Below are 17,582 nucleotides of genomic sequence, written 5' to 3' on the forward strand. Positions count from 1 at the left end.
GGATTGCTGTGTATCCAGAGGCAGGTCGAGATCGACTCGGGATGGCGAACCGCGTTGACGGTACACACGTTCCACCTCGCCGTTCGAACACCTCGGCCTCGATGCAGGTAGCCTGAGCCAGTGGATTTCCCAGAGACATTCGATGTCATCGTGGTCGGTGGCGGTCACGCGGGCACCGAGGCAGCGCTGGCATCGGCGCGGTCTGGCGCCAGCACGCTGCTGCTGACGCACAACATCGAGACCATCGGTCAGATGAGCTGCAATCCCGCGATCGGGGGGATTGGCAAGAGCCATCTGGTCAAGGAGATCGACGCCATGGGCGGGGTCATGGCCCGGGCGGCGGATCGCGCCGGTATCCACTTTCGGATCCTGAACCGCCGCAAGGGCCCCGCGGTCCGGGCCACGCGGGCTCAGGCGGACCGACAGCTCTACCGTGCGGCCATTCGCGAGGCGATCGAATCACAGCCCGGTCTCTCCCTGTTTCAGGGGGCGGTCGACGACATCCTCCTCGCGCGGGACCGGGTGTGCGGTGTGGTCACCCAGCTCGGTATGAGGATTCGATCCCGGGCCGTCGTGCTGACCGTGGGCACCTTTCTCGACGGCAGGATTCACGTCGGGGAGGCGGGTCACCCCGGCGGGCGGGCGGGCGACCCGCCGGCCCGCCGGCTGGCCGGCCGGTTGCGGGAACTCTCCCCGCTTGCGGGTCGCCTGAAGACCGGGACACCACCGCGCATCGACGGTCGGACGGTAGATTTCGAAGCCCTGACCCCGCAGCCGGGCGACGAACCGCGGCCGGTGTTCTCCTATCTCGGCGATCCGGCGCAGCATCCCGAACAGGTCCATTGCCATATCACCCGCACCAACCCGCGCACCCACGAGATCATCGCCGCCGCGCTGGATCGTTCGCCGATCTACAGCGGGGCGATCGAGGGCATAGGGCCCCGCTATTGTCCCTCCATCGAGGACAAGATCGTGCGCTTCGCGGACCGCGATTCGCACCAGATCTTCATCGAGCCGGAGGGCCTGGTATCTCGCGAGATCTATCCCAACGGCATCTCGACCAGTCTGCCGTTCGACGTCCAGTTCGCGCTGGTCCGCAGCATCAGGGGATTCGAACGGGCCGCCATCACACGCCCCGGCTACGCCATCGAGTACGACTACTTCGATCCGCGTGGCCTGCGGGCGGACCTCGAGACTCGGGAGATCGAAGGGCTGTACTTCGCGGGCCAGATCAACGGGACGACCGGTTACGAGGAGGCCGCCGCCCAGGGGCTGGTTGCCGGTATCAACGCCGCCCGCCTCGTTGCCGGAAAGGACCCGTGGATCCCGAGGCGCGACGAGGCGTACATGGGGGTGATGATCGACGATCTGGTGACCCGCGGTACATTGGAGCCCTATCGGATGTTCACCAGTCGGGCCGAGCATCGTCTGATCCTGCGCCAGGACAATGCCGACATCCGACTGACGGCAAAGGCGAGAGACCTCGGTCTGGTTGACGATCGACGCTGGGCGAGGTTCGAGCAAAAGGTCGAGGCGATCGAGCGGGAGCGGCAGCGGCTGCGGGACACCCGCCTGAAACCGGAGACAGTCGACCTGCCGGATGTCGAAATCAATCGCGATGTCTCGCTGGAGGAACTGCTTCGACGGCCGGAGATCGACTATGCCACACTGATGCGCCTAACCGCTGCCGGGCCCGGTGTGGCGGACGCGCAGGTTGCCGAACAGGTCGAGATCGATGCAAGGTATTCCGGCTACATCGCCCGGCAACACGAGGAGATCCGCCGGACATCGCGGCAGGAGGGCCTTGCCCTGCCCCGGGAAATCGACTATTCCGGGATTCACGGCTTGTCGAACGAGATCCGCCAGAAGCTGACCGAGACACGGCCCGGGACGATCGGGCAGGCCTCGAGGGTCCCGGGCGTGACACCCGCGGCGATCTCGATACTGTTGGTACATCTGAAGTCCAGACCGCGTCGGACGAAACAATCCGCTTGAGGGGGGAGGAATCGTGTCATTCAGAATCGTTGCAGGGATCGTGATGTTCTGCCTGGGTCCGCTATCGTGGGCCACGCCCGGGTTGGTGACCAAGGTCAGTCCACATGACGTCGACGAGACGGTCGAGCGGGTCGAGACCCTACTCGGGAATAAAGGCATCCGTGTCTTCGCGGTTGTAGATCACCAGGAGAATGCCGAGGGTGCAGGGCTTGAGGTGGGGGAGATCACCATGATCCTGTTCGGCAATCCGAACCTCGGTACCCCGCTGATGCAGTCCAATCCCACCATCGGCATCGATCTGCCGATGAAGATCCTCGTCTGGCGCGGCGCGGACGACAAGGTCTACCTGGCCTACAATGATCCGGAGTATCTGGCCCGGCGCCATGGCATCACAGACCGGGAGGACGTGGTGACCAAGATGTCGGGGGCACTGTCCAACCTGACGGACAAGGCCATCGAACCCTGACCGCGGACCCACTCACCGAGTCGATCCGCCGCGGACTGGATGACTTTGAACTGCGGTCGTTACCACCCGGCAGTGCAGGGCGGCTCGCCGACTACCTGCGGTTACTGGCCCGGTGGAACCGGGTCCACAACCTGACCGCGATCCGCGATCCGATGAAGATGGTCGGAGCGCACGTGATGGACAGTCTCAGCATCCATCCCTGGGTAACCGGGGAACGGGCGGTGGATGTCGGCAGTGGTGCGGGCCTGCCCGGCATCCCGCTGTCGCTCATCGAGCCGCAGCGGCATTGGACCCTGCTGGAGCCGAGCGCGAAGAAGGCGGGATTTCTGACCCAGGCAGTGATGGAACTGTGCCTGGACAACGTGTCGGTCGTGAGGTCACGCGCCGAGGACCTTGGATCTGGGGGGAGGTTTGACTGCGTCGTCTGCCGGGCGCTCGGGCCGCTGCCGCGGATCCTGCCTCAGATCGGGCCATTGCTGGCGCCGGGGGGATCGATACTGGCGATGAAGGGCCGCATCCCGAAAAACGAACTCGAATGCCTGCCGCAAGGGTTTATGATAGCGGCGATACACGGACTACGGGTGCCCGGACTGGACGCCGAGCGCCACCTGCTAGTAATCTCGGAAACCGACCGCTCATGACCGCGATCTTTGCCATCACGAACCAGAAAGGCGGGGTCGGGAAGACGACGACCAGTATCAATCTGGCCGCGTCGCTCTCCGCGACGAAACGGCGCGTCCTGATGATCGATCTCGACCCGCAGGGCAATGCCACCACGGGCAGTGGCGTGGACAAGAACGCGTTGCATTCGAGCAGTGCCGACGTGCTGCTGGAGCGCGCCGCGATCGAGGACATCATCGTCGAGACCCGACCCGCGGGCTACTGGCTGCTTCCCGGCAATGCCTCGCTGACGGTGGCCGAGGTGGAGCTCGTGCAGGCGGTAGCAAGGGAATATCGCCTGAAGCAGGCCCTGACGCGGATCGCGGATCGCTTCGACTTCATCCTCATCGATTGCCCGCCCACCCTGAATACCCTGACGGTCAATTCACTGGTTGCCGCCAGCGGCGTCATAATTCCGATGCAGTGCGAATATTATGCCCTGGAAGGCCTCTCGGCCTTGCTGAACACGATCGAACGGATCCGCCAGACAGCCAATCCCGGGCTCGAGGTCACCGGATTATTGCGGACAATGTACGACCCGCGGAACAACCTCGCCAACGATGTCTCGGACAAGCTCACGAGCCATTTCGGCCAGCAGGTATTTCGTACCATCATTCCGCGCAACGTGACCCTGGCAGAGGCCCCCAGCCACGGGGTGCCGGTGCTGCACTACGACAAGTCCTGCCGGGGGTCTCTGGCCTATCTCGCGCTGGCCGGCGAGATCCTAAGAAAGGGGACCGCGCCCGAACCCGAACCGGCGCCGCCCCTGCTCGAGAGGGCCTGGTAACCTGGTAATGAACCGATCCGCATTGCCCGATTCACGAATCAGGGTCGTCGCGGCGCCGGGCGATTTCGGTGCTTCACCGGCGTCGGGGCGGCTATCCACAGATCAGACAGGTGAAAGATGACCAAGAAACGGCGTGGTCTGGGTAACCTCGGTATCGACGTGCTCCTGAGTTCGGTCGGTGACCACGCCGCCGGCAATCTCCCGCAGTCACCGCCCTCTTCCCCGAAGGGTCCGGCGGCGGAGGGTATCCGTTCGCTGGGTATTGACACCGTGCAACGGGGGCGATTTCAGCCCAGGCACCACTTTGGCAACGAGGCGCTCGAGGAGTTGGCCGCCTCGATCCGCGCCCAGGGCCTCCTGCAACCAGTGGTGGTGCGTGAGATCCCGGGGGGTTACGAGCTGGTGGCAGGAGAGCGCCGCTGGCGTGCGGCGCGGATCGCGGGGCTGGATGAAATCCCGGCAATCGTCAGATCCGTACCGGACCAGGCCGCCGCCGCCATTGCACTGATCGAAAACATCCAGCGTGAGGATCTCAATCCCCTGGAGGAGGCGGGCGCGCTGAAGCGCCTGATCGACGAATTCGGACTCACGCATCAGGAGGCCGCCGACAGCGTAGGGCGCTCTCGGGCCGCGGTGAGCAATATCCTGCGCCTGCTGGAGCTGGAACACGAGGCACGGGATCTGCTCGATCAGGGCAGGATTGAAATGGGGCATGCACGCGCGTTGCTCGCCCTGCCTGCCGGTCGACAGGCCGAGGCTGCGCGGAGGGTCGCAGAGCGGGGCCTGTCGGTCAGGGAAACCGAGGCCTGGGTGAAGAAGCTGCTCGACACCAGCGAATCCGAACCCAGGTCGCACTCGCGGGACCCCGACGTCGTTCGCCTGGAAAACACGCTGGGCGACCGGCTCGGGGCCAGGGTCGACATCCGCTACAATACCCGGGGCAAGGGCAGCCTCGTCATTCACTACAACAGCCTCGACGAACTCGACGGACTCCTGGCACATATCAACTAAGCCTGAGACAAACCCCACGGATTCCGGTTGAACCCGAAGGATTGAATCTCTATACTTCGGAGCGGCTCGCGCGGGCGTGCTGTATTTGGGGTATCGCACTCTCACCCGCCCGGCGTCATCCGGCTTCCGGGCCCCGCTTCCATGCAACACAGTGCTCTTGTCATCCAGGCGGCTCTCGCTTTGGTCTGTGCCGGCGTGGCATTGTTCGTAGCGGATAGCGCAGCGGCGCTGGCCGCCGGTTATGGCGGGTTGCTGGCATTTGCGAACAGCTATCTCCTGGCGAAGCGGGTGGTACGCGCCGGGGAGCTGGCGAAGTCCAGCCCGACGCAGGGCGTGTATGCGCTCTATCTGGGCGCCGTGCAGCGCTTCGTGCTCGTCCTGGTGGCGCTGGGTATCGGTATGGGGTTGCTAAAGCTGCCGCCGGTTCCCATGCTGGCGGGATTTGCCGTCACACTGGCGGGCTATCTGGTTACCGCCGGGCGACAGGCATTGTCGGCGGGACCAGAAAGAAAACAGAAGTCAAGAACAGGTTAGGGAGTCACGCGTGAGCGATCCGAGCCAGCCGGCCACGGCGAACCCGGTTGAATACATCCAGCACCATTTGACCAACTGGTGCCTCGGTTGTGATCCGGCGACCGATCAGCCGGGCAACATCATCGATTTCTCGGTGATCTTCATCGATACCTTGCTGTTCAGCTGGTTGCTGGCGGGGCTGCTGATGTGGATTGCCTGGAAGATCGGCAAGACTCTCGATCCTGACAAGCCCACCGGCGCGCAGAACGTCATGGAGCTGATCGTCGAATTCGTCGATCAGCAGGTCCGCGATATCTTTCCCGAACGCAACCCGATCATCGGGCCGCTCGCCATCACGATCTTCGTCTGGGTCTTCATGCTCAATGCCATGGACCTGGTGCCGGTCGACCTGTTGCCGTGGATCGCTGCGGTGATCGGAGAGAACGTATTCGGTGTCGATCCGCACCACGTCTACCTCAAGGTGGTTCCGACGACGAACCTGGATACCACGTTCGCGCTGTCCCTGAGCGTGTTCAGCCTGATCATCTACTACAACGTCAAGACCAAGGGCCTGGCGGGTTACGTCAAGATGTACCTGTTCCATCCCTTCGGAAAGTATCTCATCCCCTTCAACATCGTGATGACGACCGTTGAGGAGGTCTCCAAGCCGGTCAGCCTCGCCCTTCGTCTGTTCGGAAACCTGTTCGCCGGTGAACTGCTGTTTATGCTGATCGCACTGATGTCCTTTGCCTGGTACGCCTTGCCCGCACAGGTGCTGCTCGGCGGGATGTGGGCTATCTTCCACATCCTCGTGATTACCCTACAGGCATTCATCTTCATGCTGTTGACGATCGTGTATCTCGCCCTCGCGCAACAGGACGACCACTGACAGTTCCCATTTCTCATTCCAGGAGACAGACTCATGAGTCCAGCCGAAATCGCAACCATATACGCCTACACCGCGCTCGGTGTAGCAATCATCCTTGCCGCCGCCGGGCTCGGGTCGGCGCTGGGTTGGGGCCTGATCTGCTCCAAGTTCATCGAGGGTATCGCGAGACAGCCGGAGATGCGCCCGCAGTTGACCGGTCAGATGCTGTTCACCGGTGGCCTGATGGAGGCCTTCCCTTTCATCGTCCTGGGTATCTCCATGTGGTTCATCTTTGCGAACCCGTTCATCGGTGCAGCCCAGAGTGCCATCGGCGGCTGATCGCGGTCACCCTGCAGGCAGCGCGACAGGAAGCGAGGGGCTGAAATGAACATCACTGCAACGCTCATAGGACAGATACTGACATTCGCTGTCCTGGTCTGGTTCATCAAGGGCGTACTTTGGGAGCCGATGATCAAGGTCCTCGAGGACCGCAAACGGAAGATCGCCGATGGCCTTGAGGCGGCCGAACGCGGCCAGCATTCCCAGGAACTGGCCGAGCAACGGGCCAAGGAACGCCTGCTGGAAGCCAAGAAGCAGGGTGCCGAGATCATCAACCAGGCACAGAAACGCGCCGGTGAAATCGTCGACGAGGCGAAGGTCGCGGCCCGTGAGGAAGCCGAGCGGATCAAGCAGGGCGCACAGGCCGACATCGTGCAGGAGACGAACCGGGCGCGCGAACAGCTTCGCCAGCAGGTTTCGAAGATTGCGGTGCAGGGCGCCGAGCGCCTGCTGGAGCGGGAGGTCGACGAGAAGGCGAACGCCAAGCTCCTCGACGAACTCGCCGCACAGATTTGAGTGACCTGGAATGTCCGAACTGACAACCATTGCCAGGCCCTACTCACGGGCCGCATTTTCCGTCGCAAGGCAAAACAACCGTCTGCAGGAATGGTCCGACATGCTCGAATACGTGTCTGCCGTCTCGCAGGATCCGGACATGCAGGCGTTTGCGGACAACCCGAAGATGACTACGGAACAGGTTGCGGAACTGGTCACGGGTGTCTGCGAGGGCAGGGTGGACGAACAGGGTGCCAATTTCATTCGTCTGCTCGCTGAGAACCGCAGACTCGGCCTGTTACCCCAGATCAGCGAGCTCTACGAACAGTTTCGCGCCGACGAGGGCGGTCAGATCGAGGCGCAGGTCATCTCTGCACGCGAGCCGGACGAGCATCAGCTCACGGCGATCGGTGACGCATTGAAAAAACGCCTGGGAAAGGACGTGAAGCTGACCGTGAGCATCGATCCCTCACTGCTGGGCGGCGCCATTATCAAGGCGGGTGACCTGGTGATCGACGGATCGCTACGCGGAAAATTGGAACGGCTTTCGGGTGTACTGACCCGCTAGTCCCTTGCCGGGCTACGAGAGGATTGTGGAATGCAGCTAAACCCAACAGAAATTAGCGATCTAATTAAACAACGCATCGAGCGCTTCGATGTCGTTGCCGAGGCACGAACCGAGGGCACCATCGTTGCGGTAACCGATGGTATCGTCAGGATTCAGGGCCTCGCCGACGTTATGGCCGGAGAGATGATCGCGTTTCCCGGCGACACCTTTGGCCTGGCGCTCAACCTCGAGCGGGACTCCATCGGCGCGGTCGTGCTGGGCGACTACGAGCATATCTCAGAGGGTGATACCGCGCGGTGCACCGGACGCATCCTTCAGGTCCCGGTTGGAGCGAACCTCCTGGGTCGCGTCGTGAACTCGCTGGGGCAGCCGCTGGATGGCAAGGCGCCCGCGGACACGGACACCTACTCGCCGATCGAAAAGATCGCGCCGGGTGTCATCGAACGTCAATCGGTGTCCCAGCCCGTTCAGACGGGTCTGAAATCCATCGATGCGATGACGCCGATCGGGCGGGGCCAGCGCGAACTGATTATCGGCGACCGCCAGACCGGGAAGACGGCCATTGCGGTCGACACGATCATCAATCAGAAGGGTACCGGCATCAAATGCATCTACGTTGCCATCGGGCAGAAGGCGTCGTCGGTGGCGAATGTCGTGGCCAAGCTCGAGGAGCACGGCGCGATGGAGCACACGATCGTCGTCGCCGCTACCGCTTCGGAATCCGCGTCGCTACAGTACATCGCTCCCTACGCGGGTTGTGCCATGGGTGAGTTCTTTCGTGATCGTGGCGAGGACGCCCTGATCATCTACGATGACCTGACGAAACAGGCCTGGGCGTACCGCCAAGTCTCACTGCTGCTGCGCAGGCCGCCGGGGCGTGAAGCTTATCCCGGTGACGTCTTCTATCTCCATTCGCGGCTACTGGAGCGTGCGGCACGCGTCAACGCCCACTACGTCGAGCGCGTCACCGAAGGCGCTGTCAAGGGCAAGACCGGTTCGCTAACCGCCCTGCCGATCATCGAGACGCAGGCGGGCGACGTGTCGGCATTTGTGCCGACCAACGTGATCTCGATTACGGACGGCCAGATCTTCCTGGAATCGGATCTGTTCAATGCCGGTATCCGGCCCGCGATCAACGCGGGGCTGTCGGTCTCCCGTGTCGGCGGCGCCGCGCAGACCAAGATCATCAAGAAACTCGGCGGTGGCGTCCGTCTGTCACTGGCGCAATACCGTGAACTTGCTGCGTTTTCGCAGTTCGCCTCCGACCTGGACGAGCAGACCCGAAAGCAGCTCGAACGCGGCGAGCGCGTCACCGAGCTGATGAAACAGAAGCAGTATTCCCCACTCAGCGTGGGAGAGATGGCGATATCGTTGTTCGCAGCCGACCAGGGTTATCTCGACGATGTGGAGGTCGCGAAGATCGTCGATTTCGAGGCGGCGATGCACTCCTACCTCGAGACAAACTGCGCGGATTTGATGGAAAAGATCAACGACAGCGGCGACTACAACGACGAGATCGAGGCGGCGATCCGCAGCGCGCTGGATGCGTTCAAGAAGGAAAGCGTCTGGTAGTTGCGGGGGACACGCCACAGTGAAACGGTTGCATCAGGGTAACGGAACGGGGATCTGCTCGTAATGTCCGGCGAAAAAGAGATTCGCACACAGATCAAGAGTATCCAGAGTACTCAGAAGATCACCAAGGCAATGGAGATGGTTGCCGCGAGCAAGATGCGCAAGGCGCAGGAGCGCATGCTGGCATCTCGCCCCTACGCGGAAAAGATGCACAACGTCATCGGCCACCTCGCCATGGCACATCCAGAGTACCGGCATCCTTATCTCATCGAGAGAGAAGCGGTCAACCGGGTCGGTTTCATTGTGATCTCCACAGACCGCGGCCTGTGCGGCGGCCTGAACATCAACCTGTTCAAGACCGCGCTGAAGGCAGTAACCGAATGGAAGGAAAAAGGATCGGATATCAGCTTCTGTCTCATCGGGACCAAAGCGAACGCCTTCTTCCGGCGCTTCGGTGCGCCGGTGCTCGGCAAGGCCGAACATCTCGGCGACCGACCACGCATCTCAGACCTGATCGGCCCGATCAAGGTCATGCTCGACGCCTATGATGACGGAAAGATCGACCGCCTGTTCCTGGTCGAAAACGTGTTCGTCAACACGATGACGCAGAAGCCGAGAGTGACGAAACTCGTCCCCGTGGAGCAGTCGTCCGACAAGGAGCTCAAGCACCACTGGGACTATCTCTACGAACCGGATTCGCACGAAGTGCTGGACGCCCTGTTGATGCGATACGTGGAGTCGCTCGTTTACCAGGGCGTGGTGGAGAACATCGGCTGCGAGATGGCGGCGCGCATGGTGGCCATGAAGTCCGCCTCGGACAACGCCGGTTCGCTGATCGACGATCTGCAGCTGGCATACAACAAGGCTCGCCAGGCTTCCATCACACAGGAACTGTCGGAAATCGTCGGCGGCGCGGCGGCAGTATAGGCATCGTACGGACGCCCGGGCCGAAACCGGTCAATCAAGAATCAGCGGGGGCCGCGAGGCGCCCGCGAATCGGAAAACGAATTTACAGACGAGGATTTGACCATGAGTTCAGGACAAATCGTAGAGATCATCGGTGCGGTCGTGGACGTGGAGTTTCCGCGTGACGCCCTGCCGAAGGTCAACGATGCGTTGCTCGTAGAAGGCGAAGGACTGACGCTGGAAGTGCAGCAGCAACTGGGCGACGGAGTGGTGCGTACCATCGCAATGGGTTCAACCGACGGACTGAAGCGCGGGGTCGCCGTCAATGGTATGGGTGCGCCCATCTCGGTACCGGTGGGACAGGCGACACTCGGCCGGATCCTCGATGTACTCGGTAATCCGGTCGACGAGGCCGGACCGGTCGAGACCGATAAGCGCTTGCCTATTCACCGCAAGGCACCGACCTTTGCCGAGCAGTCCCCCTCGATCGAGATACTGGAAACCGGTATCAAGGTCATCGACCTGATCATGCCCATTGCCAAGGGCGGTAAGATCGGACTGTTTGGCGGCGCGGGTGTGGGCAAGACCGTCACCCTGATGGAACTGATCCGTAACATCGCCATCGAGCACAGCGGGTTCTCGGTGTTCGCAGGTGTCGGAGAGCGAACCCGTGAGGGTAACGACTTCTACCACGAGATGAAGGAGTCCAACGTTCTCGACAAGGTGGCGCTGGTCTACGGGCAGATGAACGAACCCCCCGGCAACCGGCTTCGTGTGGCGCTGACGGGCCTGACCATCGCGGAGAATTTTCGTGACGAAGGGCGAGACGTGCTGATGTTCATCGATAACATCTACCGTTACACCCTGGCGGGAACGGAAGTGTCCGCACTTCTCGGTCGCATGCCGTCGGCGGTGGGTTACCAGCCGACCCTGGCTGCGGAAATGGGTGTGCTGCAGGAACGCATCGCATCGACCCGTACCGGATCGATCACCTCGTTCCAGGCGGTCTACGTCCCGGCGGACGATCTGACCGACCCCTCCCCCGCGACGACCTTCGCGCATCTGGATGCCACACTCGTCCTCTCCCGCCAGATCGCGGAACTCGGTATCTATCCCGCGGTGGATCCACTCGACTCGACCAGCCGGCAGCTTGATCCGCTGGTCGTCGGGCAGGAACATTACGACACCGCCCGGGCGGTTCAGGGCACCCTGCAGCGATACAAGGAACTGAAGGACATCATTGCCATCCTCGGCATGGACGAGTTGTCCGAAGAGGACAAACTGGTCGTTGCCCGTGCCCGCAAGATCCAGCGTTTCCTCTCGCAGCCGTTCTTTGTCGCCGAGGTCTTCACGGGTTCGCCCGGCAAGTACGCCACACTGAAAGACACCATTCGGGGCTTCCAGGGCATCGTGAACGGAGAGTATGATCATCTGCCCGAGCAGGCCTTTTACATGGTCGGGGGTATCGAAGAGGCCGTCGAGAAGGGCGAGAACCTCTGACGATCAGGTTAGGCGCTCTGTCAAATGACATACCATTCTGCTTGTCTTTTCGTCCGTCCTCCGTGTTGCGACAACCGTTCCATAGTTCGACTATGCACCTGTTGTCGCGCCTTGATGACGAACGATCCCGGCGCGGCGCTGTCCCTGCTTTGCTTGGGCACCGGTCTTGGGCTTCCTGCCCAAGCCGTTCACTGCTTCGCAGCTCACCCGGCGCGATCGGGTATGCCATTTTCCGTCAATCGCCTTAGGGCTGGATAGCTGGTAAGAATTATGGCGATCACGATGCATTGCGATATTGTCAGTGCCGAAGAAGAGATCTTTTCCGGAACGGTCGAGATGGTCTTCGCGCCTGCGGAGATGGGGGAGGTCGGCATCATGCCGCGTCACACTCCCCTGATAAGCCGCCTGAGACCCGGCGAGGTGCGAGTCCAGATCGACGGGAAGGAAGATGCTTTTTTCTACGTCTCAGGCGGAATGCTCGAGGTCCAGCCGCATATCGTGACCATCCTGGCCGATACCGCCATCCGCGCTCGTGACCTCGACGAGGCCAAGGCGATGGAGGCCAAGCAGCATGCCGAAGACATCCTGGCCAGCAAGCAGACCGAATTCGAGGAGGCGAAGGCCCTGGCAGAACTGGTCGAAGCGGCGGCGCAGCTCAGGATGCTGCAGAAGGTCCGTGCAATGCGGAAATAGCCAGCGGAATCCCCTTACCGTTTTCAACGACGATACCGTTCCGGCAGCTCTGCTGCGAGCCATGCCGGGGTCCGTCAGTGACAACCCCGATTTCTTCCCGACCAAGGTTTTACCGCCTTACGCGCCGCCCGGCGTACCGTAGATAATCGATGGCAACCACGTCGCCAGTCCCGGCCATGCCGCCAGCAGCAGTAACGCAAGAATCTGAATCGCGATAAATGGTATGACGCCACGGTAGATGTCCGAGGTCCCGACTTCCTCGGGCGCGACACCGCGCAGATAGAACAGCGCGAACCCGAACGGGGGCGTCAGGAAGGAGGTCTGCAGGTTGACCGCGATCATGATGCCCAGCCAGACCGGATCCACGCCCATCGCCAGCAGGACGGGCCCGACGATTGGCACTACCATGAAAGTGATCTCGATGAAATCGAGTACGAAGCCGAGGATGAACATCACCAGCATGACGGTGGTGATGGCCCCGAACCTACCGCCCGGCAGCCGGGTCAACAGGTCGTGGACCGCTATGTCGCCGCCGAAACCGCGAAATACCAGTGAAAATACCGAAGCGCCGATCAGGATCAGAAACACCATGCTGGTCACGCGGACGGTCGAACGCATGATATCCTGCAGCCGGGCCAGATCGATCTGCCGTTTCGCCACGGCCAGCAACAGGGCACCGACCGCCCCGACCGAGGCCGCCTCGGTCGGTGTGGCCAGCCCTCCGATGATGGAACCCAGGACCAAGACGATGAGGATCAAAGGTGGAAGCAGGGCCTTCAGCACCGAAGCCGCGCCGGGGCCCCCGGTAGCGTCGAGTTCCCTTACCGAGGGCATGCTTGACGGGCGGATCCGCGACATGGTCACGATGTAGAGCAGGTACAGCGCGACGAGCAGCAGGCCGGGCAGGATCGCGCCGGCGAACAGGTCGCCCACCGAAACGGTCTCGGGGGCGAAGATGCCCTGGTCGAGCTGGGACTGCTGGTAAGCCGATGAGACGACATCACCCAGCAGGACCAGAACGATGGACGGCGGGATGATCTGGCCCAGGGTCCCGGAAGCGCAGATCGTGCCGCTGGCGATGCTCGGATCGTAGCCGCGTTTCAGCATCGTCGGCAGAGACAACAAGCCCATAGTGACCACGGTCGCACCGACTATCCCGGTGCTCGCGGCCATCAGCATCCCGACCAGCAACACCGAGATACCCAGCCCCCCTGCCCTTGCGCCGAACACGTGCTCCATCGATTCCAGGAGATTCTCCGCGACGCGAGACCGCTCCAGGGTGACACCCATGAAAACGAACAGCGGCACGGCGATCAGCGTCACGTTGGTCATGATGCCGAAGACGCGGCTGGGCAGCGCCTGCAGATAGGCTGGATCGAACCCGCCTGCGAGCGTGCCCGCAAACGCAAAGAGGAGCGAGATTCCCCCCAGTGTGAAGGCCACGGGGTAACCCGCCAGCAGGACCGCCACTACGCAGCCGAACAGCGGTAACGCCATCATGCCTCAGGTCTCCGCATCCCCGTCCGCGACGAGTGTAAGGAGGCTCTTGGCCAGAATCGACAGGCCCTGCAGGATGAGCAGCAGCGGCATCAGGGGGATGAGGGTCTTCAGCAGGTAGACACCGGGCAATCCGCCGGCCTCGCGCGACCCTTCGTGAAGCACCCAGGCGACCCTGACGTAGTCCCAGCTCGACCAGATAAGGAACGCGCACAGGGGAAACAGGAACAGGACGGTCCCGAGCAGGTCGATCCAGGCGCGCCCCCGGGGGCCGAAGCGTCGGTAGAAGATGTCGACGCGGACATGGGCGTCGTACCGCAGCGTGTAGGCGGCGCCGAGCATGAAAACGGTGGCGTGCAGGTAGGTCACGGATTCCTGCATCGCGATCCAGCCCAGATCGAAACCGTAACGCAGCACGACGACGAGAAAGGTCACCAGAACCATCGCCAGGGTAAGCCAGGCGATCGCCGGTCCGGTCCACGCGCTGATTGTGTCCAATCCGCGCCGCGCCTTCCTCAGCGTATCGATCACTACTTGTAAATTCCTGCGGCTCGTTTGGCTTTGTCGGGATCGGGCGCAATATTAGCAGAACCTACAGGGAAAATGTGCCTTCGATGCAGGAATGCGCGAAGTGCTTCGGCTGTGTTTGTCACCGGTGAAGCGGTATGATTCTGCGCGATTACCCGACACGTTACCGGGAACCGATCCATGCCGAAACCCGAATCCGAACGTCCGCCCCTCGTCCTGGTCGACGGTTCCTCCTATCTTTATCGTGCCTTTCACGCGTTGCCGGCGCTCAGCAACGGAAAGGGACAGCCGACCGGGGCCGTCTACGGCGTCACGGCGATGTTGAAGAAGTTGTTGACCGACTACCGCCCGCAGCGGATGGCGGTAGTCTTCGACGCCAGGGGCAAGACCTTTCGTCATGACCTCTATCCCGCCTACAAGGCCAACCGCCCGCCGATGCCGGAGGAACTGAGTCAGCAGGTCCAACCCCTGCATGTACTGGTGGAGGCGCTGGGAATGCCACTGCTGAGCATCGAGGGTGTCGAGGCCGACGATGTGATCGGGACCCTGACGCGGGCCGCGCTGGCCGAAGGGACGCCGGTCGTTATTTCGACCGGGGACAAGGACATGGCCCAGGTCGTGCAGAACGGCGTCACGCTGGTGAACACCATGAACGATACCCGGTTGGACCGCGGTGGCGTGCAGGAAAGGTTCGGGGTGGCGCCGGAACAGATCGTCGACTACCTCGCCCTGATGGGAGACAAGGTCGACAACATCCCCGGTGTGCCGGGCGTCGGGCCGAAGACGGCCGCACGCTGGTTGAATTCCTACGGGTCCCTCGATGCACTGCTGGAGCGCGCCGATGAGATCAAGGGCAAGGCGGGAGAGCGATTACGTCAGGCCGCTCCGGAACTGCCGTTGTCGAGGCGCCTGGCCACGATCGACGACGACCTGGATCTCGGTACTACCCCGAAGGACCTGACGCTGCGGGAGCCGGACCTCGAACGCCTTAAGGGACTCTACAAAGAACTGGAGTTCAGGACCTGGCTCAAGGAGCTGGACACCGAGGGAGACGCGGAAAGGGGTGCCGCTGGAGATCCGGCGCGGTATTCGCTCATCCTGTCGCAAGAGGCGCTCGGGGAATGGGTCTCCAGACTTCGGGAGCATGCGCTGATGGCCTTCGATACCGAGACGACCAGCCTGGCCTATATGGAGGCCAGGGTAGTGGGGATGTCATTCTCGGTCACCTCCGGTGAGGCGGCGTACCTGCCCTTCGGGCACGAGGACCCGTCGGAGCCCGGACAGCTCGATGAGGCCACGGTCATGGACGCCATGAAGCCACTGCTCGAACACCCGGATGTCCCTAAACTCGGGCACAACCTCAAATACGACGCCAGCGTACTGGCCAATCATGGGATCACGCTTCGCGGGATCGCCCACGACACCATGCTCGAGTCCTATGTGCTGAACTCGACCGCCAGCCGGCACGACCTCGATACCCTGTGTGAAAGGCACCTCGGCCACACGAACATTCACTACGAAGACGTGGCGGGCAAGGGGGCCGCCCAGGTCGGATTCGACCAGGTGCCACTGGACAAAGCCGGGCCTTACGCCGCGGAGGACGCCGACATGGCGTTCCGCCTGCACGAGGTCTTCTGGCCGACGCTGCGCGGGCAGGAAGGCCAGCGCCGTCTGTACGAGGAGATCGAGGTCCCGCTGATCCCGGTCCTGTCGCGCGTCGAGCGAAACGGCGTTCTCGTCGACAGCAAGCTGCTCGAGAAGCAGGGCGAGGAGCTGGCTGGTCGCATGGCGGTCATTGAGAAAGAGGCGATGGCGGCGGCCGGGGAAACGTTCAACATCGGGTCGACCAAGCAGCTACAGACGATCCTGTTCGAGAAGATGGGCCTCCCTGTCCTGCGCAAGACCCCGAAGGGCCAGCCCTCCACGGCCGAGGACGTGCTGCAGGAACTCTCGGTCGAGTACGAATTGCCGCGGCTGGTGCTCGAGCACCGTTCGCTCAGCAAGTTGAGATCGACCTATACCACCAAGCTGGCGTCCATGATCGAGCCACGCACCGGGCGGGTGCACACCTCGTACCACCAGGCCGTCGCCTCGACCGGGCGATTGTCCTCGGCGGATCCCAATCTGCAGAACATCCCGACCCGTACCGCCGAGGGGCGCAGGATTCGACAGGCATTCATCGCACCTCCCGGTCACCGTATCCTGGCCGCCGATTATTCGCAGATCGAGCTGCGCATCATGGCCCATCTTTCCGGAGACGAGGGTCTGCAATCGGCGTTTCGGGAGGGCCTCGATGTCCACAGTGCGACAGCAGCCGAGGTGTTCGGCGTCTCCCTGGATGAGGTGACCGACGAACGGCGCCGCGCCGCCAAGGCGATCAATTTCGGGTTGATCTACGGGATGTCGGCCTTCGGTCTCGCCCGGCAGCTCGGGATCGAGCGCGCCGCGGCGCAGGAGTACGTGGACCTCTATTTCACGCGCTACCCCGGCGTGAAGGCCTATATGGAGCAGACACGCGAACGGGCTCGAGAGCAGGGCTACGTGGAAACCCTGTTCGGTCGGCGGCTGTATCTGCCAGAGATCAATGCAAGAAATTCCCAGCGCAGGCAGTACGCCGAGCGAACCGCGATCAACGCCCCCATGCAGGGAACAGCCGCGGACATCATCAAACGCGCGATGATCGCGGTGGACGAATGGCTGGATTCGTCCGGCGCGAGTGCCAGGATGATCATGCAGGTTCACGACGAGCTGGTTTTCGAGGTCGAATCGGAGCAAGTAACCGAGCTGACCAAAGGCGTGGTCCGGCTCATGTCTTCGGCCGCCGAACTCTCGGTGCCGCTGGTCGTTGACGTGGGGGAAGGTGAAAACTGGGACGAGGCGCACTGAATGGCCGGCGGTCCCTCTGGCATGATCGTTAGACGGCTGAGGAAACCGGGTCTTGGGAATGCGGAAGAAAGTCTTTCCTCGTTAATCAGTTAATGATAGTGTGGTTGTTTGGCGGCGATCATTTTTGCCTGCTCGCTACTAGGAGCCTGTCGGACTGAGGATTAATCTACTGCGCTGATGGGAGCTCGGCTCAAATGCCCCCGATTTTTCGTTGCGTAGGCCCACTATGCGCCTCAAAATCGTGAACATTCGATCTCGCTCTCTCATCATGCTCGCTACGATCACCTAAGTCCGACAG

17 protein-coding genes are annotated in these 17,582 nt (G+C 62.1%); 15 read left to right on the forward strand and 2 right to left on the reverse strand.

The window, feature by feature from the left end; genetic code table 11:
• Positions 1-120 precede the first annotated feature (120 nt).
• The 14 genes from mnmG to LJE91_03165 all read left to right on the forward strand — a co-directional run bounded on the left by mnmG (position 121) and on the right by LJE91_03165 (position 12,373).
• The gene (gene mnmG / locus LJE91_03100; GenBank protein MCG6867732.1) at positions 121-1,995 is read left to right on the forward strand and encodes a tRNA uridine-5-carboxymethylaminomethyl(34) synthesis enzyme MnmG; all 1,875 of its coding nucleotides are present in this window, start codon (positions 121-123) and stop codon (positions 1,993-1,995) included.
• A 13-nt stretch (positions 1,996-2,008) separates the two neighbouring features.
• Entirely contained in the window at positions 2,009-2,461 is a 453-nt protein-coding gene (locus LJE91_03105) for a DUF302 domain-containing protein (protein MCG6867733.1), read from the forward strand.
• Between the two features lie 95 nt (positions 2,462-2,556).
• On the forward strand, positions 2,557-3,102 hold the full coding sequence (gene rsmG / locus LJE91_03110; GenBank protein ID MCG6867734.1) for a 16S rRNA (guanine(527)-N(7))-methyltransferase RsmG: 546 nt from the start codon (positions 2,557-2,559) through the stop codon (positions 3,100-3,102).
• The gene (locus LJE91_03115; GenBank protein MCG6867735.1) at positions 3,099-3,908 is read left to right on the forward strand and encodes a ParA family protein; all 810 of its coding nucleotides are present in this window, start codon (positions 3,099-3,101) and stop codon (positions 3,906-3,908) included. Before rsmG ends, LJE91_03115 begins: the two co-directional genes overlap by 4 nt.
• Positions 3,909-4,025: 117 nt before the next feature.
• Complete coding sequence (locus LJE91_03120; GenBank protein ID MCG6867736.1) at positions 4,026-4,919, forward strand: ParB/RepB/Spo0J family partition protein; 894 nt, start codon at positions 4,026-4,028, stop codon at positions 4,917-4,919.
• 141 nt (positions 4,920-5,060) lie between these two features.
• On the forward strand, positions 5,061-5,453 hold the full coding sequence (locus tag LJE91_03125; GenBank protein ID MCG6867737.1) for an ATP synthase subunit I: 393 nt from the start codon (positions 5,061-5,063) through the stop codon (positions 5,451-5,453).
• 10 nt (positions 5,454-5,463) lie between these two features.
• Entirely contained in the window at positions 5,464-6,321 is an 858-nt protein-coding gene (gene atpB / locus LJE91_03130) for a F0F1 ATP synthase subunit A (GenBank protein ID MCG6867738.1), read from the forward strand.
• A 33-nt stretch (positions 6,322-6,354) separates the two neighbouring features.
• A complete protein-coding gene (gene atpE / locus LJE91_03135) occupies positions 6,355-6,639 on the forward strand; it encodes a F0F1 ATP synthase subunit C (GenBank protein ID MCG6867739.1) in 285 nt (94 codons plus the stop codon).
• 45 nt (positions 6,640-6,684) lie between these two features.
• A complete protein-coding gene (locus LJE91_03140; protein MCG6867740.1) occupies positions 6,685-7,155 on the forward strand; it encodes a F0F1 ATP synthase subunit B in 471 nt (156 codons plus the stop codon).
• 10 nt (positions 7,156-7,165) lie between these two features.
• Positions 7,166-7,702: a F0F1 ATP synthase subunit delta gene (locus LJE91_03145; GenBank protein ID MCG6867741.1), complete on the forward strand. Its 537-nt coding sequence runs from the start codon at positions 7,166-7,168 to the stop codon at positions 7,700-7,702.
• A 30-nt stretch (positions 7,703-7,732) separates the two neighbouring features.
• Entirely contained in the window at positions 7,733-9,274 is a 1,542-nt protein-coding gene (atpA, locus tag LJE91_03150) for a F0F1 ATP synthase subunit alpha (protein ID MCG6867742.1), read from the forward strand.
• A 63-nt stretch (positions 9,275-9,337) separates the two neighbouring features.
• Positions 9,338-10,201, forward strand: coding sequence for a F0F1 ATP synthase subunit gamma (gene atpG / locus LJE91_03155; protein ID MCG6867743.1), 864 nt, complete (start codon positions 9,338-9,340; stop codon positions 10,199-10,201).
• Positions 10,202-10,303: 102 nt separating this feature from the next.
• Positions 10,304-11,680, forward strand: coding sequence for a F0F1 ATP synthase subunit beta (gene atpD / locus LJE91_03160; GenBank protein MCG6867744.1), 1,377 nt, complete (start codon positions 10,304-10,306; stop codon positions 11,678-11,680).
• A 270-nt stretch (positions 11,681-11,950) separates the two neighbouring features.
• Positions 11,951-12,373 carry a F0F1 ATP synthase subunit epsilon gene (locus tag LJE91_03165; protein MCG6867745.1) on the forward strand — a complete coding sequence of 141 codons (423 nt, stop codon included), beginning with the start codon at positions 11,951-11,953 and terminating at the stop codon, positions 12,371-12,373.
• Between the two features lie 117 nt (positions 12,374-12,490).
• Here LJE91_03165 and LJE91_03170 read toward each other — a convergent pair whose 3' ends face one another.
• Both LJE91_03170 and LJE91_03175 read right to left on the reverse strand, forming a co-directional pair.
• Positions 12,491-13,873 carry a TRAP transporter large permease subunit gene (locus tag LJE91_03170; protein MCG6867746.1) on the reverse strand — a complete coding sequence of 461 codons (1,383 nt, stop codon included), beginning with the start codon at positions 13,871-13,873 and terminating at the stop codon, positions 12,491-12,493.
• Between the two features lie 3 nt (positions 13,874-13,876).
• The gene (locus LJE91_03175; protein ID MCG6867747.1) at positions 13,877-14,401 is read right to left on the reverse strand and encodes a TRAP transporter small permease subunit; all 525 of its coding nucleotides are present in this window, start codon (positions 14,399-14,401) and stop codon (positions 13,877-13,879) included.
• 177 nt (positions 14,402-14,578) lie between these two features.
• Here LJE91_03175 and polA point away from each other — a divergent pair, with 177 nt between their 5' ends.
• Entirely contained in the window at positions 14,579-17,284 is a 2,706-nt protein-coding gene (gene polA / locus LJE91_03180; protein MCG6867748.1) for a DNA polymerase I, read from the forward strand.
• The last annotated feature ends 298 nt before the right edge of the window (positions 17,285-17,582 follow it).

It is taken from the genome of Gammaproteobacteria bacterium (genome assembly GCA_022340215.1).
In the GTDB taxonomy this organism is placed as follows: domain Bacteria; phylum Pseudomonadota; class Gammaproteobacteria; order JAJDOJ01; family JAJDOJ01; genus JAJDOJ01.